Annotated in this window: 23 protein-coding genes; 17 read left to right on the top strand and 6 right to left on the bottom strand. The window is 68.6% G+C overall.

All coding sequences use genetic code 11. The features are described 5' to 3' along the window. Nucleotides 1-55 precede the first annotated feature (55 nt). From hemB to hemL, 3 genes are all read left to right on the top strand, one after another. Complete coding sequence (gene hemB, locus Pmi06nite_RS20460; RefSeq protein WP_239114053.1) at nucleotides 56-1,078, top strand: porphobilinogen synthase; 1,023 nt, start codon at nucleotides 56-58, stop codon at nucleotides 1,076-1,078. A gap of 83 nt (nucleotides 1,079-1,161) precedes the next feature. Then, nucleotides 1,162-1,806, top strand: a complete 645-nt coding sequence (locus Pmi06nite_RS20455) for a bifunctional DNA primase/polymerase (protein WP_203954661.1) — start codon at nucleotides 1,162-1,164, stop codon at nucleotides 1,804-1,806. A gap of 42 nt (nucleotides 1,807-1,848) precedes the next feature. After that, the gene (gene hemL, locus Pmi06nite_RS20450) at nucleotides 1,849-3,135 is read left to right on the top strand and encodes a glutamate-1-semialdehyde 2,1-aminomutase (RefSeq protein WP_203954660.1); all 1,287 of its coding nucleotides are present in this window, start codon (nucleotides 1,849-1,851) and stop codon (nucleotides 3,133-3,135) included. 3 nt (nucleotides 3,136-3,138) lie between these two features. Here the strand turns inward: hemL and Pmi06nite_RS20445 are convergent, their stop codons facing one another. From Pmi06nite_RS20445 to Pmi06nite_RS42605, 3 genes are all read right to left on the bottom strand, one after another. Then, the gene (locus Pmi06nite_RS20445) at nucleotides 3,139-3,726 is read right to left on the bottom strand and encodes a Uma2 family endonuclease (protein ID WP_239114052.1); all 588 of its coding nucleotides are present in this window, start codon (nucleotides 3,724-3,726) and stop codon (nucleotides 3,139-3,141) included. 105 nt (nucleotides 3,727-3,831) lie between these two features. Next, a complete protein-coding gene (locus Pmi06nite_RS20440; RefSeq protein WP_203954658.1) occupies nucleotides 3,832-4,803 on the bottom strand; it encodes an EamA family transporter in 972 nt (323 codons plus the stop codon). A 24-nt stretch (nucleotides 4,804-4,827) separates the two neighbouring features. Then, nucleotides 4,828-4,953, bottom strand: coding sequence for a hypothetical protein (locus Pmi06nite_RS42605; protein ID WP_275409584.1), 126 nt, complete (start codon nucleotides 4,951-4,953; stop codon nucleotides 4,828-4,830). A 74-nt stretch (nucleotides 4,954-5,027) separates the two neighbouring features. Between Pmi06nite_RS42605 and Pmi06nite_RS20435 the strand changes: the two genes are divergently transcribed. From Pmi06nite_RS20435 to ccsB, 6 genes are all read left to right on the top strand, one after another. Then, nucleotides 5,028-5,936 carry a LysR family transcriptional regulator gene (locus Pmi06nite_RS20435; protein ID WP_203954657.1) on the top strand — a complete coding sequence of 303 codons (909 nt, stop codon included), beginning with the start codon at nucleotides 5,028-5,030 and terminating at the stop codon, nucleotides 5,934-5,936. A 12-nt stretch (nucleotides 5,937-5,948) separates the two neighbouring features. Continuing rightward, on the top strand, nucleotides 5,949-6,587 hold the full coding sequence (locus Pmi06nite_RS20430) for a histidine phosphatase family protein (protein WP_203954656.1): 639 nt from the start codon (nucleotides 5,949-5,951) through the stop codon (nucleotides 6,585-6,587). A 75-nt stretch (nucleotides 6,588-6,662) separates the two neighbouring features. After that, nucleotides 6,663-7,226 carry a TlpA family protein disulfide reductase gene (locus tag Pmi06nite_RS20425; RefSeq protein WP_203954655.1) on the top strand — a complete coding sequence of 188 codons (564 nt, stop codon included), beginning with the start codon at nucleotides 6,663-6,665 and terminating at the stop codon, nucleotides 7,224-7,226. Further along, nucleotides 7,219-7,950 carry a cytochrome c biogenesis CcdA family protein gene (locus Pmi06nite_RS20420; protein WP_203954654.1) on the top strand — a complete coding sequence of 244 codons (732 nt, stop codon included), beginning with the start codon at nucleotides 7,219-7,221 and terminating at the stop codon, nucleotides 7,948-7,950. Before Pmi06nite_RS20425 ends, Pmi06nite_RS20420 begins: the two co-directional genes overlap by 8 nt. After that, on the top strand, nucleotides 7,950-9,614 hold the full coding sequence (gene resB, locus Pmi06nite_RS20415) for a cytochrome c biogenesis protein ResB (RefSeq protein ID WP_203954653.1): 1,665 nt from the start codon (nucleotides 7,950-7,952) through the stop codon (nucleotides 9,612-9,614). The genes Pmi06nite_RS20420 and resB overlap by 1 nt, the downstream gene beginning before the upstream one ends. Nucleotides 9,615-9,616: 2 nt before the next feature. Further along, nucleotides 9,617-10,579, top strand: coding sequence for a c-type cytochrome biogenesis protein CcsB (gene ccsB / locus Pmi06nite_RS20410; RefSeq protein WP_203954652.1), 963 nt, complete (start codon nucleotides 9,617-9,619; stop codon nucleotides 10,577-10,579). 564 nt (nucleotides 10,580-11,143) lie between these two features. Here the strand turns inward: ccsB and Pmi06nite_RS20405 are convergent. Beyond that, nucleotides 11,144-11,473, bottom strand: coding sequence for a PLDc N-terminal domain-containing protein (locus Pmi06nite_RS20405; protein WP_203954651.1), 330 nt, complete (start codon nucleotides 11,471-11,473; stop codon nucleotides 11,144-11,146). A gap of 148 nt (nucleotides 11,474-11,621) precedes the next feature. On the opposite strand from Pmi06nite_RS20405, the gene Pmi06nite_RS20400 reads away from it, so the two are divergent. Together Pmi06nite_RS20400 and Pmi06nite_RS20395 are read left to right on the top strand one after the other, a co-directional pair. After that, on the top strand, nucleotides 11,622-12,554 hold the full coding sequence (locus Pmi06nite_RS20400; RefSeq protein WP_203954650.1) for a hypothetical protein: 933 nt from the start codon (nucleotides 11,622-11,624) through the stop codon (nucleotides 12,552-12,554). Between the two features lie 10 nt (nucleotides 12,555-12,564). Further along, nucleotides 12,565-12,801: a hypothetical protein gene (locus tag Pmi06nite_RS20395; protein WP_203954649.1), complete on the top strand. Its 237-nt coding sequence runs from the start codon at nucleotides 12,565-12,567 to the stop codon at nucleotides 12,799-12,801. A 96-nt stretch (nucleotides 12,802-12,897) separates the two neighbouring features. Here Pmi06nite_RS20395 and Pmi06nite_RS20390 read toward each other — a convergent pair whose 3' ends face one another. Beyond that, on the bottom strand, nucleotides 12,898-13,137 hold the full coding sequence (locus tag Pmi06nite_RS20390) for a BldC family transcriptional regulator (RefSeq protein WP_203881816.1): 240 nt from the start codon (nucleotides 13,135-13,137) through the stop codon (nucleotides 12,898-12,900). 242 nt (nucleotides 13,138-13,379) lie between these two features. On the opposite strand from Pmi06nite_RS20390, the gene Pmi06nite_RS20385 reads away from it, so the two are divergent. Beyond that, nucleotides 13,380-13,589, top strand: a complete 210-nt coding sequence (locus tag Pmi06nite_RS20385) for a DUF4229 domain-containing protein (RefSeq protein WP_203954648.1) — start codon at nucleotides 13,380-13,382, stop codon at nucleotides 13,587-13,589. On the opposite strand, the gene Pmi06nite_RS20380 is transcribed toward Pmi06nite_RS20385, so the two are convergent. After that, nucleotides 13,586-14,818, bottom strand: coding sequence for an NHL repeat-containing protein (locus tag Pmi06nite_RS20380; RefSeq protein WP_203954647.1), 1,233 nt, complete (start codon nucleotides 14,816-14,818; stop codon nucleotides 13,586-13,588). The two genes, Pmi06nite_RS20385 and Pmi06nite_RS20380, sit on opposite strands and share 4 nt — an antisense overlap. 101 nt (nucleotides 14,819-14,919) lie before the next feature. Here Pmi06nite_RS20380 and Pmi06nite_RS20375 point away from each other — a divergent pair, with 101 nt between their 5' ends. From Pmi06nite_RS20375 to Pmi06nite_RS20355, 5 genes are all read left to right on the top strand, one after another. Continuing rightward, nucleotides 14,920-15,657 carry a demethylmenaquinone methyltransferase gene (locus tag Pmi06nite_RS20375; protein ID WP_203954646.1) on the top strand — a complete coding sequence of 246 codons (738 nt, stop codon included), beginning with the start codon at nucleotides 14,920-14,922 and terminating at the stop codon, nucleotides 15,655-15,657. 129 nt (nucleotides 15,658-15,786) lie between these two features. Further along, a complete protein-coding gene (locus Pmi06nite_RS20370; RefSeq protein WP_203954645.1) occupies nucleotides 15,787-17,058 on the top strand; it encodes a geranylgeranyl reductase family protein in 1,272 nt (423 codons plus the stop codon). Between the two features lie 145 nt (nucleotides 17,059-17,203). After that, entirely contained in the window at nucleotides 17,204-17,563 is a 360-nt protein-coding gene (locus Pmi06nite_RS20365) for an NADH-quinone oxidoreductase subunit A (protein ID WP_111699579.1), read from the top strand. A gap of 2 nt (nucleotides 17,564-17,565) precedes the next feature. Beyond that, nucleotides 17,566-18,117 (top strand): NuoB/complex I 20 kDa subunit family protein, encoded by a 552-nt coding sequence (locus Pmi06nite_RS20360; RefSeq protein ID WP_203954644.1) that lies wholly within the window; start codon nucleotides 17,566-17,568, stop codon nucleotides 18,115-18,117. After that, nucleotides 18,114-18,800 (top strand): NADH-quinone oxidoreductase subunit C, encoded by a 687-nt coding sequence (locus Pmi06nite_RS20355; RefSeq protein WP_203954643.1) that lies wholly within the window; start codon nucleotides 18,114-18,116, stop codon nucleotides 18,798-18,800. The genes Pmi06nite_RS20360 and Pmi06nite_RS20355 overlap by 4 nt, the downstream gene beginning before the upstream one ends. The last annotated feature ends 39 nt before the right edge of the window (nucleotides 18,801-18,839 follow it).

The following is an 18,839-nucleotide window of genomic DNA, read 5'->3' as shown; positions in this document are numbered from 1 at the left end:
GCATGAGGCCTCGACGTCGATGTGGGGCCTTTCGAACCCGAGCGGAGAGTCCACAGTGAACGCGCGTTCCCGCAATCTCCCGCCGGCGACTGACCTGGCTCAGTTCCCGGTGGCCCGGCCACGCCGGTTGCGCCGTACGGCACCGCTCCGCCGAATGGTCGCGGGGACGCGGCTGCATCCGGCCGAGCTGATCCTGCCGCTGTTCGTCAAGGAGGGCATCGACGAGCCGCAGCCCGTGCGGTCGATGCCCGGTGTGTTCCAGCACACCCGCGACTCGCTCCGCAAGGCCGTCCACGAGGCGGCGGAGGCGGGGGTGGGCGGCGTCATCCTGTTCGGCGTGCCGGTCCACAAGGACGCCAGGGGCTCGGCCGCGGACGATCCCGAGGGCATCGTCCAGGTGGCGCTGCGCGATCTCGCGGCGGACATGGGCGACCAATTGGTCCTGATGACCGACACATGCCTGGACGAGTACACCGACCACGGCCACTGCGGCCTGCTGACCGCCACCGGCGAGGTGGACAACGACGCCACCCTGGAGCGGTACGCCTCGGCCGCGGTCGCGCAGGCGGCCGCCGGATCGCAGGTGATCGCGCCGAGCGGCATGATGGACGGGCAGGTCGGAGCCATCCGCGCGGCGCTGGACGCCGAGGGCTTCGCCGAGATCCCGATCCTCGCCTACTCCGCGAAGTACGCCTCCGGCTTCTACGGGCCCTTCCGCGACGCCGCCGAGTGTGCGCCGCAGTTCGGCGACCGCAACGCCTACCAGCAGGACCCGGCCGGGCCGGTCGGCGAGGCGCTGCGAGAGGTGCGGCTCGACCTCGCCGAGGGCGCGGACGCCGTGATGGTCAAGCCGGCCCTGGCCTACCTGGACATCCTGAGCCAGGTGCGCGCGATGGTGGAGGTGCCGGTCGCGGCCTACCAGGTGAGCGGCGAGTACGCGATGGTCGAGGCGGCGGCCGCCAACGGCTGGATCGACCGGGAACGGATCATCATGGAGTCGCTCATCGCCATCCGGCGGGCCGGGGCCGACCTGATCTTGACCTACTGGGCCACAGAAGTCGCCCGCACACTATCCTGACCGTCCATCACGGGGGGTCGCCCTACACCGGTGTGGGGCGACAGGGCATTATCGGGAGCACGTTCCTTGTGGGGAGGGGCACCATGGTGGGGGTACCGCTGGCTCGTCGCACGAAACGGCGTGCGCACCGAGCGCCGCGGAAGATCACATCGGTGCTCGAATACGCCCAACTCGGCTGGCCCGTGTGCATGGGCGCCTATCCGCTCGACGAGGGCGGCCGTGCCTGTTCCTGTGACCGCATCGGGTGTCCCGAGCCAGGCATGCACCCTCTGTCGCCTGCCTGGCAGATGCAGGCCACGACGGACTCCGCGCTCCTGACCCGGTGGTGGGAGCTGGAACCCCAAACCAACGTGATTCTTCCCACAGGCAGGGTTTTCGACGTCTTCGACGTACCGGCGACGGCAGGCCTGCCCGCCCTCGCCGCGATGGACGCAGCAGGCTTCGAGACCGGCCCGGTCGCCGCCAACGGCGACCGGGTTCTTTTTTTCGTCGCCACCCGTGGCGCTCCCGACGACGAGGACGAGTGGTGGTCCTGCCACCTCGACGCCGATCCTGAGACCATCGACAACACGCCTGGCCTGCGCTGGCACTGTCGTGACAGCTACGTCCTCGCACCGTCGTCGACCTTGTCCACCGGAGGGGCGGTGACCTGGATCAGGCCTCCTGACGGGCGGCCGCTGCCCGATCCACTCCGCGTTCTCGACCTGCTGGCCGACGCTCTCGAGTGATCCGGTACGGCCGCCGGCGGACCCGGCCCCTAATCTGGGGACGTGACTCGAACGCAATCCTCCGAGGCCCTGTTCGCCCGCGCGCGTGAGGTCGTCCCGGGCGGCGTGAACTCGCCGGTGCGCGCCTTCGGCGCCGTCGGCGGCACCCCCCGGTTCATGGCCGCAGGTCAGGGACCGTACATCACCGACGTGGACGGCAACCGCTACGTCGACCTCGTCTGCTCCTGGGGCCCGATGATCCTCGGACACCGGCATCCCGCCGTCGTGGAGGCCGTCGAGGAGGCGTTGTCGCGGGGGTTCTCCTACGGCACCGCCACCGAGGGCGAGGTCCTGCTGGCCGAGGAGATCGTCTCCAGGGTCGAGCCGGTGGAGAAGGTCCGCCTGGTCAGCTCGGGCACCGAGGCGACGATGTCGGCCGTACGGCTCGCGCGCGGCTTCACCGGGCGATCGAAGATCATCAAGTTCGCCGGCTGCTACCACGGGCACGTGGACGCGCTGCTCGCCTCGGCGGGCTCCGGAGTGGTCACCTTCGGCCTGCCCGACACCCCGGGAGTCACCGGCGCGTCGGCGGCCGACACGATCGTCCTGCCGTACAACTCGGTGGAGGCCGTGGAGGAGGCGTTCCGGTCGTTCGAGATCGCCTGTGTGATCACCGAGGCCTGCCCGGCGAACATGGGTGTGGTGCCGCCGGCGGAGGGCTTCAACCGGCGCCTGCGCGAGTTGTGCACGGAGAACGGCGCCCTGCTCATCATGGACGAGGTCCTGACGGGATTCCGGGTCTCCGCGGAGGGCTGGTACGGCATCGACCCCGTCGAGGCCGACCTGATGACCTTCGGGAAGGTGATGGGCGGCGGTCTGCCCGCGGCGGCCTTCGGCGGACGGGCCGACGTGATGGCCGCGCTCGCGCCCGAAGGGCCCGTCTACCAGGCCGGGACGTTGTCGGGCAATCCGCTCGCCTGCGCCGCCGGGCTGGCCACGCTGCAGGCCTGTGACGAGGACGTGTACGACCGGGTGGACGCCTCCGCCCTGGTGATCGGCCGGGCCGCGTCCGACGCGCTGGCCGCCGCGGGAGTCCCCCACCGGCTCCAGCGGGCGGGCAACCTGTTCTCGATCTTCTTCACCGACCGGCCCGTCACGGACTTCGACTCGGCCAGGGAGCAGAACACCGACGCCTACCGGGCCTTCTTCCACAGCATGCTCGACCAGGGGGTCTACCTGCCTCCGTCGGCCTACGAGGCGTGGTTCCTGTCGGCCGCCCATGACGACGAGGCGCTCACCCGCGTCGCGGAGGCCCTTCCGATCGCCGCCAAGGCGGCCGCGCAGGCCTGAGCGTCATTCGACCAGCGCGGCGAGATCGATGTCGACGGGGAAGGGCACGGACACGGCCAGCCGTTCGTGATGGATGCCGGTCAGGCCGTAGTCGCCGGTGGCCGGATCGATCTCGTAGACGTACACGACCGGCCGGCCGTCGTCCTCCTCGACCCGCCAGAAGTGCGGGATGCCCGCCTCGCCGTACCGCTGGGGCTTGGTCTTGCGATCACGGTCGACTGAATCCGGAGAGACGACCTCCACGACCAGACGGACTTCCGAGGGGACGTAGAACGTCCGTTCATCGTCGGCCGCCGCCTCCGTGGTGACCACGAGAACGTCGGGGCACGGGCGCATCCGAGGCCCGAGCTTCACATCCATCTGGTCGACGGCGGAGAGCCGGTCGGGGGCCTGGGCGTCGAGTCGCTCCGTGAGCCTGCGGATCAGGCGTTGGTGGAACCGTCGCCGGGGTGACAGGAAGACGAGGGCTCCATCGATCAGCTCGACGTGCTTGAAGACGTCAGGCTCGCCGTTCGGGCCTTCAGACGGCAGGTGATCGAGATCGTCAGCGGTCCAGCCCCATGGAGGCGGGTACTCGAGTGCACTGCTCATGTCACCGATCGCAGCATCGTCGTCGTTACCGAACGTCGCCATTCCGCTCGACTCCGTGTTCTTCGTCCATTCTCTCCTTAGTTGAGAGAGATAAGGGCGGCTGAGTCACGGGGTGGGGCGGTCGCTCGGCTCGGCGGAGGGTTGCAGCAGCACCGTGTCGGGCCGGGAGGCGGCGCGGCGGGCCCTGGCGCGGACGACGAGTGTGCGCAGGTAACCGGTGCCGGGTGCGATGGCCGGCGCCGGGCGCCTGCCGGCGTAGAGCAGGCCGGCCATGATCAGCACGCCCGCCGCGACGGTAAGGGGGGAGATCGGCTCGCCGGTGAACAACGCGGCCGACGACACGCCGAAGATCGGGACGAGCAGTGCGTACGGCGCGACCACCGAGGCGTTGTACCGGGCGAGGAGCAGGCCCCACACGCCGAACCCGCCCAGGGTCGAGATGAGAGCGGTGTACAGCACGGCGGCCACGCCCTCGACGCTGAGGACGCCGAGCGAGGAGGGCCCCTCGACCAGCACGGCCAGCACGAGCAGGGGCACCGAGGAGACGGCGCTCACCCAGATCATGAACCGGAGCGAGTCGGGAGGCGAGGCTTTCCGCATGAACACGTTGCCGAGGCCCCACGCCGCAGCGGCGCCCACGCAGAGCAGGAACGCGCCGAGGGGGACGGTGCCTGTCAGGTCCATCGTGAGCAGGGCGAGGCCGCCGAAGGCGATCGCCGTGCCGTACACGCGGCGGACCCCGGGCCGCTCACCGAGCAGCGGCACCGCGAATGCCGCGGTGAAGACCGCCTGAACCTGGATCACCAGGGACGCCAACCCCGGAGGCATGCCGGCGCGCATGCCCAGGAGGAGCAGGCCGTACTGGGCGACCCCGAGGGTGGCTCCTGTCGCGAGCACCCAGCGCCAGGGAGTCCGCGGTCTCCCGACGAACAGCACCGCGGGGAAGGCGGCCAGAAGGAAGCGGAGCGCCGCGTACATGAGCGGCGGATAGTGCTTCAGCCCCGCGTCCATGACGACGAAGTTGAAGCCCCAGACGGCCGCGAGACCGACCGCCAGGGCCACGTGACGAGCGCGCATGCGCTGGTGGGGGGATGCGGGGCGTCAGCGGGCGGCGGTGGGGCGACCGGTCCGGCTGTGCCGCGCGTTGGTGGCGAGCGCCTCCAGATACGACACCTCGGACAGGGAGGGACGGGACGGCTTAGTGAAGAGCTTGTTGAAGATTCTCATGTCCATATCTTCGCATCGCTTAATAGTTGAGCACAAGAAAGATTTTCTAAGGCGAATGCTTTAGACTGGCTTACATGTTGGATCTCAACCGGCTGAAGGCCCTGCACGCGGTGGCCGTCTACGGTTCCGTGGGTGCCGCCGCCGACGCTCTGATGGTGACGCCCTCGGCCATCTCCCAGCAGCTCGCCAAGCTGGAGCGGGAGACCGGCACGGTGCTCGTGGAGCGCAACGGGCGAGGCGTGAAGCTGACGGACGCGGCGGGGCTGCTGGCGGACCACGCCGAGAGGATCCTCGCTCTGGTCGAGACCGCGGAGGCCGACTTCGAGGCCCTGCGCGGCTCCGTGGTGGGCAAACTGACGATGGCGGCCTTCCCCACGGCGGCCCGCGGCATCCTTCCCCGTGCCCTCACCCGGCTGAAGAAGGACCACCCCGACCTCGCTCTGCTGGTCCACGAGCGGGAGCCCGAGCGGCAACTCCGGGACGTCTCGCGCGGAGAGATCGATCTCGCCGTGGTCCAGGACTGGCTCAACCGGCCGATGGCGATGCCCGACGGCCTGTCCCGTGCCGCGCTGATGGACGACATCGCCGACGTCGTCGTACCGGCCGATCACCCGCTGGCCGGCAGGCGTGAGGCGCAACTCGCCGACCTCCCCGGTGACAGCTGGATCAGCTCCTCCCCGGGCACGGTGTGTCACGACTTCCTGAGTTTCCTGCTCCGCTCGGTCGAGAGAGAGCCGGAGATCGTCTGCATGGCCGACGAGTACCCGACCCAGATCGCCCTGGTGGCCGAGGGGCACGGATGCGCGCTGATCCCGCGCCTCGGGCGCGGCCCGCTGCCCGAGAACGTCAGCGTGGTGGCGATCCAGCCCCGGCCGGTCCGGCGGCTCTACGCCGTATGGCGCACCGACGCGGCCCGGCGTCCCGCCATCCGCGCCGCGGTCGAGGCCCTGCGCGCATCGTGCGCCGATCTCGATGCCGGGTAGTCTGTCTTCGCCATGACTGAGAGCACGATCGTTCACCTCCTGCGCCACGGTGAAGTCCACAATCCCGAGGGCGTCCTGTACGGCAGACTGCCGGGCTATCCGCTGTCGGCCAACGGCAGGCAGATGGCCGAATTGGTCGCCAAGGCGGTCGGCGGCAGAGACATCGTGGAGATCCGCAGCTCGCCGATGGAGCGGGCCCAGGAGACCGCGGCCCCGTCGGCCGAGGCGCTGGGCCTCGAGGTCAAGCTCGATGATCGCCTGATCGAGGCGTCCAACGTCTTCGAGGGCAGGCGGGTGGCCGGTGGCGACGGCGTCTTCCGCGACCCGCGCTACTACCGCCACTTCAGAAACCCGTTCAAGCCCTCATGGGGCGAGCCGTACGGCGAGGTCGTCGCCCGCATGAAGGCGGTCATCGACGACGTGCGCGAGCAGGCGAGGGGCCACGAGGCGCTGCTCGTCAGCCACCAGTTGCCCATCTGGGTGACACGCCTCGCGGCCGAGGGCCGGCGGCTGTGGCACGACCCGCGCCGCCGTCAGTGCGCGCTGGCCAGCCTCACGAGTTTCACCTTCGAGAACGGCCGTCTCATCAGTGTCGGCTACAGCGAGCCCGCGGGTTCGCTGCTCAAGGGCAATCCCGTTCCGGGAGCCTGACCCGACGGTCCCAGCGACCGGTGTGGTCGGTAGAGTTACTGCTCTACCGGCTGTAGTGCAAGGAGATCGCCTCCCGTGACCGCCAAGAGCCTGCCCGTGATCGCCGCTCTGGCCGTGACAGCCCTCGCAGGCTGCGCGGGCGGTCAGTCGTCCTCCGACCCCGGTGGCACGCGTTTCGTCGCGGGCGACGGCAAGGTCCAGGTGTTCTCCGCCGCCGAACGGCACAAGGCCCCCGCGATCGAGGGCGCGACGATCGACGGCGCGACGGAGAAGCTCGCCACCGGCAAGGTCTACGTCCTGAACTTCTGGGCGTCGTGGTGCGCCCCCTGCCGGGCCGAGGCGCCGGTGCTCAAGGACATCGCGGCCAAGACGAAGGCCGCGGGCGTGCAGTTCGTCGGGATCAACTTCAAGGACCTGCAGGCGTCCGCCCAGGCCTACGACCGCAGGGTCCAGCCCGGCTATCCCAGCATCTTCGACAAGACGGGCAAGGTGCTGCTGTCGTTCCAGGGCACCGTGCCGCCGGCGGCCATCCCCTCCACGCTGATCATCGACAGCCAGGGCCGCATCGCCGGTCGCGCGCTCGGCGCGGTCAAGTACAACGAACTGCTCAGCGCGATCACCAAGGTGAGCGATGAGTGATCTCGGTAGCACCGTCGCGACGGGTTCGCTGGTGCTCGCCCTCCCGATCGCACTGCTGGCCGGCCTGGTGTCGTTCGTGTCCCCGTGCGTGCTCCCACTGGTTCCCGGCTACCTGTCGTACGTGACGGGCATGAGCGGCGACCCGAAGCGCGGCAGGATGGTGCTCGGCAGTGCCCTGTTCGTGCTCGGCTTCGCGGCCGTGTTCGTGCTCGGCGGGGCTCTGTTCGGCGGCGTCGGCGGCGTCCTGCTCGGGAACTCCCAAGTGATCACCCGCGTGCTGGGCGTGCTGACCATCGTCCTCGGCCTCGCCTTCATCGGCCTCATCCCGGGTCTGGAGCGCGAGGTGCGGATCCGCCGCTTCCCCGCGGCGGGCCTCGCCGGGGCTCCGCTGCTCGGTGTGGTGTTCGGGCTCGGCTGGACGCCGTGCATCGGGCCCACGCTGGCCGTGGTCCTCACCCTCTCCGTCGACCAGGGCAGCGCCGCCAGAGGCGCCGCCCTCGCCTTCGTCTACGCCCTGGGACTCGGACTGCCCTTCGTGCTGGCCGGTCTCGCCTACCGCAAGGCCCTGCACGCGTTCGCGGCCGTGCGCCGCCACACCGTGGTCATCACGAGGGTGGGCGGGGCCATGCTGGTCTGCGTGGGTCTGCTCCTCGTGACCGGACTCTGGGGCGACCTCATCGCCGGCCTGCAGGGCTGGGTCGGCGGATTCGAACCGGTGATCTGATGACTGTGCCGCCCGACACCGAGACGACCGGAACGCCCGAGGCGTCCGTCGCGATCGAGTCCGCCCCCAAGGAGCCCGCGCGGCCCGTGGGCCTGGGAGTGATCGGCTGGCTCCGCTGGGGCTGGCGGACGCTCACCTCGATGCGCACGGCGCTGATCCTGCTGTTCCTGTTCGCGCTCGGCTCCGTGCCCGGCTCGATCTTCCCCCAGCGCGGCGTCGACCCGGACAAGGTGGCGCAGTACTTCGCGAACTCGCCCACCGAGGCGAAGTGGCTGGACCGGTTCCAGCTCTTCGACGTGTTCACCGCGCCGTGGTACGCCGCCGTCTACCTGCTGCTGTTCGTCTCACTCGCCGGGTGCGTGCTTCCCCGCGCGCTGTCCCACGTCAAGGAGATCCGCCGCAAGCCGCCGGCCGCGCCGCGCAACCTCCTGCGCCTGCCGTACGGCGAGGCCTTCGAGGGCGGGCTGACCGTCGAGGAGGCCGCGGCGAAACTGCGCAGGAAACGCTTCCGCGTCGTCACGGGCCCGGACTGGGTCGCGGCGGAGAAGGGCTACCTGCGCGAGACCGGCAACCTCCTGTTCCACGTCGCGCTGCTCGCGCTGCTTTTCGCGGTCGGCGCCGGAGGCCTGTACGGCTATCGCGGCAACGTGCTGGTGGTCGAGGGCGACGGCTTCGCCAACACGGTCGCGGCCTATGACCGGTTCATGCCGGGGCAGCGGGTCTCGGCCGAGTCGCTGACGCCGTTCTCCTTCACGCTCAAGGACTTCCAGGCCTCCTACGTCGGGTCCGGGGAGAAGATGGGCCAGCCGCTGGACTACAGCGCGAAGCTCTCCGTGCAGGACACGCCGTCGTCCGCCCCCCGTGACGTCGATCTGAAGGTCAACGACCCGCTCGACGTCAACGGCACGCTGACCTATCTCATCGGGCACGGCTACGCCCCCACGTTCAAGGTGACCGACGGGAAGGGCCAGGTGGCCTTCGACGGGCCCGTGCCGTGCCTCGTCGACGACCAGGCGACCTACACCTCCGAATGCACCATCAAGGTGCCCGACGCGCAGCCGACCCAGCTCGGGTTCGTGGCGCGCTTCCTGCCGAGCACGGTGCCGAACGGGAACGCCTGGGTGTCGATCTTCCCCGCCGCGGTCAACCCGACGGTGCAGATCATCGGCTCCTTCAAGGGTGACCTCGGCCTCGACTCGGGCCAGCCGCAGTCGGTCTACGTGCTCGACTCCGACAAGCTGAAGCCCCTCGGCAAGATGTCCGCGCAGCCTGCGGCGCCGCTCGCCCTCGGTGAGACGCGTGACCTGCCCGACGGCGCCGGGAAGATCCAGTTCACCGGCGTCAAGGAATGGATCACCCTTCAGACCACTCGCGACCCCGGCCGTCTCCCCGCATTGGGGGCTGCCGCGGCCGCGGTGCTCGGCCTCGTGCTCTCCCTCATGATCCGCCGGCGCCGGGTCTGGGTCCGGATGACGGACCGCAAAGTCACAGTGGGAGGATTGACCCGCACGGAAGGCGATAGCGGCGCTTTCTCCGAGGAGTTCGCCGAACTCGTCTCCCTCCTCCGTGACTCTCAGGATTCTCCGGACTCTCAGGCTCCTCAGGCCGGGGACCGGCCCGCCGCCGCACCAGTTGAGCCGAGCACAGGCCCCGACGAGGAGTAGAGATGTCGTCCCAGGTCAACACGGGACTCGCCACCCTGAGCGATCAGCTCATCCTGGCGACCGTCCTCCTCTATCTCGCCGCCATGATCGGCTATGCCCTGGAACTCGCCTTCGGCCGGGTGCGCACGGTCGCCGCCGCGAAGCGCCAACCGGTGGCCGTGGGCGCGTCCTCGGCCGACGTCTTGCCCTCGGCCGACGTCCTGCCAGAGACTCCTCGCGAGCCGGAGCCCGAGGCATGGGCGGTCAGAGCGGGCGGCATCGCGGTCGTCCTCACGTGGATCGCATGGGCGGGCAACCTCGCCGGCATCCTCACCCGCGGCATCGCCGTGGACCGCTGGCCCTGGGCCAACATGTACGAGTTCGTGGTGGCCATCTGCTTCGCCGCGGTGACGGCCTTCCTGGTGCTCATGACCCGCCAGCCGATCCGGTTCCTCGGCGCCTTCGTCACCGTGACGGCCGCGCTCGGGCTCGGGTTCGCCGTGCTCTTCCTGCACGTTCAGGCGGGCCCGGTGATGCCGGCGCTGCACTCCTACTGGATCGCCATCCACGTCACGGCCGCCATCGTCGCCAGCGGCCTGTTCATCCTGGCCGGCGTCTGCGCCGTCCTCTACCTGATCCGGAACGACGACCGTGCGTCGGTCCTGCCGAGCCGGAAGGACCTGGAGCGCATCACGCATCGCGCGATCGTGATCTCCTTCCCGATCTGGACGTTCGCCGTCATCGCCGGAGCGATGTGGGCCGACCGGGCCTGGGGCCGTTACTGGGGCTGGGACCCCAAGGAGGTCTGGGCGTTCATCACCTGGGTGGCGTACGCCGCCTACCTGCACGCCCGCGCGACGGCCGGGTGGCGGGGCAAGGCCGCGATCATCGTGTCGCTGGTGGCCTTCGCCTGCCTGCTCTTCAACCTGATCGGCGTGAACATCTTCTTCAGCGGCCTCCACTCCTACGCCGACGTCCCCAGCTAACCCCCTCCCACCCTCCCCGCCGTGATCATGCACAAGTTCGTGATCATGACCTCCGACGTGCGCCTTCATTGCGCGTGATCATGCACAGGTTCGGTCGCGGGATGCCTGAGGTGGGCAAACGCATATCGTGATCATGCGCAAGTTCGCGGACATGCCCGCTGACGTGCGTCAAGGGTCGTCGTGATCATGCGCGGGGTCGTCCTGTGGGCTTTGCTTGCCCGTTCACGCCGCTGCGCCGTACGGCAGGCCGGCGGGAAATGCATGATCACGCACGATGTTTCCGCAGGTCAGTGGTGTAATCGCAGAAAGTGCGCATGATCACGCTCGGTGAAAGACGAGGTCGGCAGGGGTATTACCGAATGTGAGCATGATCACGAACGGTGGGCGGGCTGGTCGGCGGAGGTGTCACCGAATCCGTGCATGATCACGCGTGATGTCTGTGCATGTCAGAGGGCAAGATCGCGAACCTGTGCATGATCACGGCGAGAATCACGGCAAGAATCACGGGCGAGAGTCACGAGCACGAGGTCACGGGTAAGAGGGCGTGGGGGAGAAGGGCCGGGGTCAGTCTTCGTCGCGGAGGCGGCGTTCTAGGTGGCGGAGGAACTCGGGGTCGTCGTCGGGACCCCTCGGGGCCTCGGCACGAGGGGCCGGCGGAGGCATCGTGGAGGGCGGCCCCCCATAGAGGCCACCCACTCCCGGGACCGTGTCGCCGACCCTGGGCCGCCCGAGCAGCAACCAGAGCAGGCCGCCCAGCGCGGCGAGCAGCACCACGATGATGACCCAGAGGATCTTCGGCAGTCTCCGGACATCCTGCTCGGGACGCGTGATCACGTCGAACAGGCAGTAGAGCCAGAAGGCCAGCAGCGCTAGACCGATAATCACGCTAGGCATGTCCACACGTTAAGCCATATCGCCATGTGATCGTGTTTTGCGGGCCGATAGCCGTACATCATTCCGGGTGACGTGGCCAGGACGGCAACGTACGGTGGACCGGTAGAAAGGCGAGCGCGCGACAGCGACGTGACACATGAGAGGTGCGATGTCGGAGCCGGGCGACAGGGGACGCCACCGGCGGGGGCCGCGGTGGTGGCAGCGCGGGCCGTACGTGTCGTCGCACCGGGAGACCCGGGAGGCCCGCGAGACCCGCGAGGTCCGGGAAACCCGTGAGACCCGTGAGACTCGGGAGACTCGTGAAGCGCGGGAATCCCATGACGTCGACGTGCCGGGGCGATTCATCGAGCGTTCCATCGAGAAGGTCCACGCGGTGACCGCTCCCGTCGTGGACGACAGGCCGCAGTACACCTGGCGCGACTTCGAACTGGACGACCAGCCCGCGCGTGCCGAGCCGCACCGTCCGGACGCGCCCGACCTGAGGGACGGCCGGCGCCACTGCGGCCCTCTGGAGCGCGTCCTGTTCCGTCAGTGGGACGCCATGGACGGGCCGCCGTCCGCCGATGCCGTCAGGGCGGTGGACGGCCTCGCACGTCTTCCTGACGGCCTCAAGGCGAAGCTGGCCATCGGGCTCGACGGCATCTACATCGGCCGTGGGGGCGTCCCGGATCTCGACGACATGGGGTACCTGCGCGGGGCGCCGCTTCCGTCCGGACGGGCCACCTGGGACATCTGCGCCGGCGCGTACGGCGACCGCAAGATCGTCGTTGGTGATCGGCCGTCGCCGACGCCTGACGTGATGATGCACGAAGTCGGGCATGCACTGGACGACGTCGACGCGAGTCCGGGACAGTGGGTCTCGGACTCTCCGGAGTTCGCCGCGCTCTACGACGACTGCATGCCGATGTTCGCCTCGGCGTTCCACCGGCAGCCCGGCGGTCTCGGCCGCAAGGAGTTCTTCGCCGACGCGTTCGCGGCGATCGCGTCGCGGCAGCGTCCGGCTCTGGTGGACATGCTCGGCGGCGACACACGGACCGCGCTCAACGTCATGCTGTTCTTCAACAGGCGCTACGGAATCTAGGTGAAACGGGATGTACGTGATCCGGCTCGGTGACGGGACACTGCGTGTGCCCCAATCACTGACAAGCGATGACGGGCGCCTGATCGGCAACGCGTACGTCGAGATCGCTCCGGGGGAGCCCGACTACGACCGATGGGTGGCCGAGTCGATCACCGAGGCGGAGGAGGCCGAACGGCGCCGCCGCTGGCAGGAGGAGAACGATCAGTTGGAACAGGAGTTCCTGGCCTTCAAGGCCGAGCAGGACTGAGTCCGATGTGCGCCCGGGGGCAGGACAGGCCGGGCTGACTCGGTGATCCTGCGCTATCCGGGTAGCGCGCAGGATCACCCGGTGCTGGTACTTGCGTCAGATCCGCGGTGATTCGCCATTCGGCCGATCGGCCGTGAGGACGTCCTCCCCGCGAAGGAGGGCGTGCACTTCCGACTCGCGGAACCGCCTGTGCCCACCGGGCGTACGGATACTGCTGATTCGTCCCGCCGCGGCCCAGCGTGTCACGGTCTTCGGGTCGACCCGGAAGAGGGCGGCAACCTCTCCAGGGGTCAGCAGTCGCTCGCTGCTACTCTCCACAATCTCTCCCCCTCGCATCCCGCGTCCTGCAGCGGGGCGGACAGGTAACCAGTGTGCCGAGCGAAGCCTGATTTATCCGTGGTTTTCGTAGAAGATCACGGGTTGTTACCGGCTCAGTGCCCGATTGTTATATGATAGAGCCTCTTTGGGACGCTCATGGGTGTTTCTTTACAAAAGCGCCTTGTTGTGAACACTAGCAGTGCTCGCGCCCGATGCGAAGAGAGACCTACATCTCGGGAAGGTGACGTAACCTCGACGCTGTGCATCCGGTAGTCGTTTACACCCTTTCGCGCATCGGCTTGTTCGCCGCCGCCCTCGCCGTCCTGTATCTCGTCGGGCTCCGCACGTACCTGCTGCTCGCCGTGGCTTTTCTGGTCAGCGGCGTCATCAGCTACGTGCTGCTGTCGAAACAGCGTGATGCCCTCAGTGAGCGGATCACCAGGAAACGCGGAGGGACCGAGGAGAACTAGGTCGTCGGGAACATGCCGATCCGGGCATGGTACTCATGTCCAAGGGTGGTCGTGTCGCTTCCCACCAAAAGACCCTTCTTTACTGTCAGGAACGCCTTTACCCCGATTCCCCTTTCTCGCGTGGGGTTCCAACTTTGCGCCTTGCCGGTCACCGGGTTGATCGCTCCGATGCCCTCCCGGCTGACCGAGCCGGGCCCGGCGGTGTCGGCGCCCCGGGGGTTGTCGAGCCAGCGCTGGTGGCCGCCGACGTACACGGCCGAGCCGCTGACCGCCACCGCATAGAGGGAGTCGCCTCCGGTCAGGTTCACCCAGGTCGGGCGCACCTGATCGCCTTTGGCGTACGTCTCGAACCGGGCGGCCGAGTCGCACAGCTTCGTGGAGCCGGGGAAGGGGCCACCGGTCGTGACGACCACGAAATATTGCCCGTCGGGTGAGACGTCCAGTCCGCGGACGTAAGAGGGGAAGTTCGGCTTGCACGCTTGGGCGTAGACCTCGGTGTGCCAGTTGGCGACCTTTCCGGTCGTGAGGTCGATCACGCCGAGTTGGGGCCGGCGCAGGCCGTCGAGGGCCGCGAAGGACCCGTCGACCACGAGCCGGTCGCGGGTGGCCGCCATGGCGTAGATCCTCGGGCCGCCGGGACCGCCCTCCGGAGTGACGGTGAAGGAGGGGTCGACGGCTCCGGTCTCCACGTCTACCCGGGCCAGGGCCGTACGGAGACTCCACCCGATCTTGATGAAGGCCCCGCCGACGTAGAGGTTCGTGCCCTGCCGTACGAGGCTGGAGACGGCGCCGCCGTAGACGGGTGCGTAGAAGGTCTCCACCGGTGAGCCGTCGTCCACCCGCAGCCGGACGAGTGCGGACTGGGGGTCGCTGAACGAGCCGCCGACGAAGACGCTGCCGTCGGGGCCGCCGGCCAGGGAGGTCACGGGCCCGTCGAGATCGGGGGCGAAGTCGCGCGAGACCCGGCCGGAGTCGAGGTCGAAGGCGAAGATGTTGGCCCGGGGGATCTCCTCCGTGCCGCGGGCCTCCTGAACGGCGCTGAAGTCGCCTCCGACGACCACCGTGTTCCCGACGACGGCGAAGGCGTTGACGATGCCGTCGAGCACGTGCGGGGTCGTGTCGACGGGGTTCGCCGACACCACATGGGGCTGTCGCATGCCGGCCTGGGCGGGGACCGCGGACAGGACGACCAGCGCCGCCGCCGCGAGCAGTGTGGTTCTGGCGAACATTTCCAAAGTTCTAGCAGACGCAGCGTAATCAATGAACTACGTTCCGCTCATCGCGCAATGGTGGTGAGGGGCCTCCCGGCTCGCCGCCTAGGCTTGCGTGCATGACGCGCGCATCGCTGGACAAGCAGCCGCACGAGGTCGCCGCGATGTTCGATCGCACGGCCCGGCGGTACGACCTGGTCAACGACGTCCTCTCCCTGGGCCAGGACCGCCTGTGGCGTAAGGCGACCGCCGACGCGATCGACGCCGGGCCCGGTGAGCTGGTGCTCGACCTGGCTGCGGGGACGGGCACGTCGACGGACGCCTTCACGACGCTGGGCGCGCGGGCGATCGCCTGCGACTTCTCGCTCGGCATGCTGAAGACCGGCGTCGCCAGGCGCGGCGGCTCCGGCATGTACGGCGGAGGGGTGAGGGGGGTCAGCTTCGTCGCCGGCGACGCCCTGCACCTGCCCTTCGCGAACGACGTGTTCGACGCCGCGACGATCTCCTTCGGGCTGCGGAACGTGGCCGACGCGACGCAGGCGCTGCGCGAGATGCTCAGGGTCGTCAGGCCCGGTGGGCGCCTGGTGATCTGTGAGTTCTCCCGGCCGCCGATCAAGTCGTTCGACCTCGTGTACTCGCAGTACCTGATGAAGCTCCTGCCGCCCGTGGCCCGGGCGGTCAGCTCGAACCCGGACTCCTATGAGTACCTGGCGGAGTCGATCCGGGCGTGGCCCGATCAGGCGACGCTGGCGGCCATCATCCAGAAGGCGGGGTGGGAGAAAGTCGCCTGGCGCAACCTTTCCTTCGGCATCGTCGCGCTCCATCGCGCGGTCAAGCCGGATGCCGTCAATCCTTAGCCACACCCCCTCTGACATTGTCCGGGGGATAAGGGTTAGACTTCGGCGCGACAAGTTTGTGAAGTGGTTCACAAAGGCACGAAGGTCCCAAACCCTCGGACCTTCCTTCCTCTGACAGGACAGGTCCCCGTGAGCGAGCAGGTCCGCGCACAGCGGAGAACAGCGGAAGCCGACGTCATCGTCGTCGGTGCCGGCCCTTCAGGGGCGACGGCCGCCTTCTACCTCGCCAAGGCCGGGTTGGACGTCCTGCTTCTGGAGAAGACCCGGTTCCCCCGCGAGAAGGTGTGCGGCGACGGGCTGACGCCCCGGGCCGTAAAGGAACTCATCGGGATGGGCGTCGACATCGACGCCCCCGGCTGGATCAGGAACAAGGGCCTGCGGGTCGTCGGCGGCGGCATGCGCCTGGAGCTCGACTGGCCGGACCTGCACAGTTATCCCGACTTCGGGCTCGTCCGCACCCGGATGGACTTCGACCAGATTCTGGCGGAACACGCGCAGAGGAACGGCGTCACCCTCATTCAGGAGGTCAACGTCACCGGGCCGGTGATCGACGAGCGCAGCGGCCACATCGTCGGCGTGACCGCCCGCAAGGACGGCGAGGACGTGACCTACGGGGCCCGGCTGGTGGTCGCCGCCGACGGCAACTCCTCGCGGCTGTCGCTGGCCATGGGCCTGCACAAGCGTGAGGACCGCCCGATGGGCGTGGCCGTGCGGACCTACTACACGAGCCCCCGGCACGACGACGACTACCTCGAGACGTGGCTGGAACTCTGGGACGGCGACCGTCTGCTGCCGGGCTACGGCTGGATCTTCCCCGTCGGCGACGGCACGTCCAACGTGGGGCTCGGCCTGCTGAACACCAGTGCGGCCTTCAAGAACATCGACTACCGCGACCTGCTCAAGCGCTGGGTGAAGGGCATGCCCGCCGACTGGGGCTACGCCGAAGAGAACATGGTCGGGCAGATCAGGGGCGCGGCCCTGCCGATGGCCTTCAACCGGCAGCCCCACTACACCCGCGGTCTCGTGCTCGTCGGCGACGCCGGCGGTTCGATCAACCCCTTCAACGGCGAGGGCATCGCGTACGCCATGGAGACCGGTCGCACGGCGGCCGATGTGATCGTCCAGGCGCTGTCCCGCACCACTGCGGCCCAGCGTGAGCGTGTGCTGCGGGAATACCCGCGTATCCTCAAAGACGTCTATGGCGGATACTTCACTCTTGGGCGGCTCTTCGTTGAGGCGATCGGCAAGCCCGGGGTGATGAAGTTCGTCACGCGGCACGGGCTTCCACACCCGACCCTGATGAGATTCGCGCTGAAACTCCTCGGTAATCTCACAGATCGTCGGGGCGATGCCTCCGACCGCATCATCAACGCCCTGTCCAAGGTGGCTCCGCCCGCATGAACTCCGTCACAGCAGCAATCTCCGGCGATCTCGTGCCGATTCGTGAGACCGCTGCCACATCCGGTGTTCTCATGCCGGGCCAGGGGCCTGTGCCTGGGCTCGTCGTGACAGTCCCATTCCACCGACCAAGCGAGGACATGTAGCCATGGAGCTGTATGTGCCGATTCTGGTGCTCGCGGTCCTCGCGGCGGGATTCGCCGTGTTCTCCGTGGGTATCGCGCCCTTCACCGGGCCGAAACGCTGGAACCGCGCCAAGCTGGACGCCTATGAGTGCGGCATCGAGCCCACTCCTCAGCCGGTCGGCGGTGGGCGTTTCCCCCTGAAGTACATGATCACGGCGATGCTGTTCATCGTGTTCGACATCGAGATCATCTTCCTTTATCCGTGGGCGGTGGCCTTCGACAGGCTCGGCGTGTTCGGGCTGGTCGAGATGGTGCTGTTCATCGTCACCGTCCTCGTGGCGTACGCCTACGTGTGGCGCCGTCGCGGCCTCGATTGGGATTAGCCATGGGTCTTGAAGAGAAACTTCCGAGCGGGTTCGTCCTGACCACCGTCGAACAGGTGGCGGGCTGGGCCCGGAAGAACTCCGTCTGGCCGGCGACCTTCGGCCTCGCGTGCTGCGCGATCGAGTTGATGGCGACGGGTGGACCCACGCACGACCTGGCGCGGTTCGGCATGGAGCGCGCCTCGGCGTCGCCCCGCCAGGCCGACCTGATGATCGTGGCCGGCCGCCTGTCGCAGAAGATGGCGCCCGTTCTCCGCCAGATCTATGACCAGATGGCCGAGCCCAAGTGGGTCATCGCGATGGGCGTCTGCGCGTCCAGTGGCGGCATGTTCAACAACTACGCCATCGTGCAGGGCGTGGACCACGTCGTGCCCGTCGACATCTACCTGCCCGGCTGCCCGCCGCGGCCGGAGATGCTGATGGACGCCATCGTGAAGCTGCACGACAAGATCCAGAACATGAAGTTCGGCGCGCACCGGGCCAAGCAGATCGACGAGCTCGAACTCCAGGCGCTGCGGACGCTGCCGCTGATCGACCAGGGGGCGAACAAGTGAGCACCGACAATCTCCCTGGCGTGCCGGCGGGCGGGGCGGGGGAAGAGCCTCGCCCGGTCGCCCGCACGGGCATGTTCGGCGCCAGCGGCAGCGGCGACACCTCCGGATACGGCCGCCTGGTCGTCCGGCGTCCCCCGAAGGTCTTCTCGTCCCGGCCGTACGGGTCGTACTTCGACGAGGTGGCCGACGCGCTGGAGCCCGACTTCGGCGACGCGATCGAGCGCGTGGTCGTGGATCGTGACGAGGTCACCTTCCACGTGGCCCGCGAGCGCCTGGTGGAGGTGCTGCGGCATCTCCGCGACGACCCCGCGCTGCGGTTCGAGCTGTCCCTCGGCGTCTCCGGTGTTCACTACCCGGAGGAGACCGGCAGCGAGTTGCACGCGGTCTACCACCTCTGCTCCATCACGCACAACCGGCGGGTCAGGGTCGAGGCCGCCTGCCCCGACGACGACCGGCACATTCCTTCCACCGTTCCGGTCTACCCGACGCACGACTGGCACGAGCGCGAGACGTACGACTTCTTCGGAATCATCTTCGACGGCCACCCGGGGCTGACCAGGATCGAGATGCCGGACGACTGGGAGGGGCACCCCCAGCGCAAGGACTACCCCCTCGGTGGAATTCCGGTCGAATACCGCGGCGCCGAGATCCCCGCGCCGGACCAGAGGAGGTCGTACTCGTGAGGGAGCACATCACTGCCGCCTGTCAGGAGCCGGCGATCG

The organism is Planotetraspora mira (genome assembly GCF_016863275.1).
Lineage (GTDB): Bacteria > Actinomycetota > Actinomycetes > Streptosporangiales > Streptosporangiaceae > Planotetraspora > Planotetraspora mira.
This window is presented reverse-complemented; position numbering and strand designations above follow the sequence as displayed.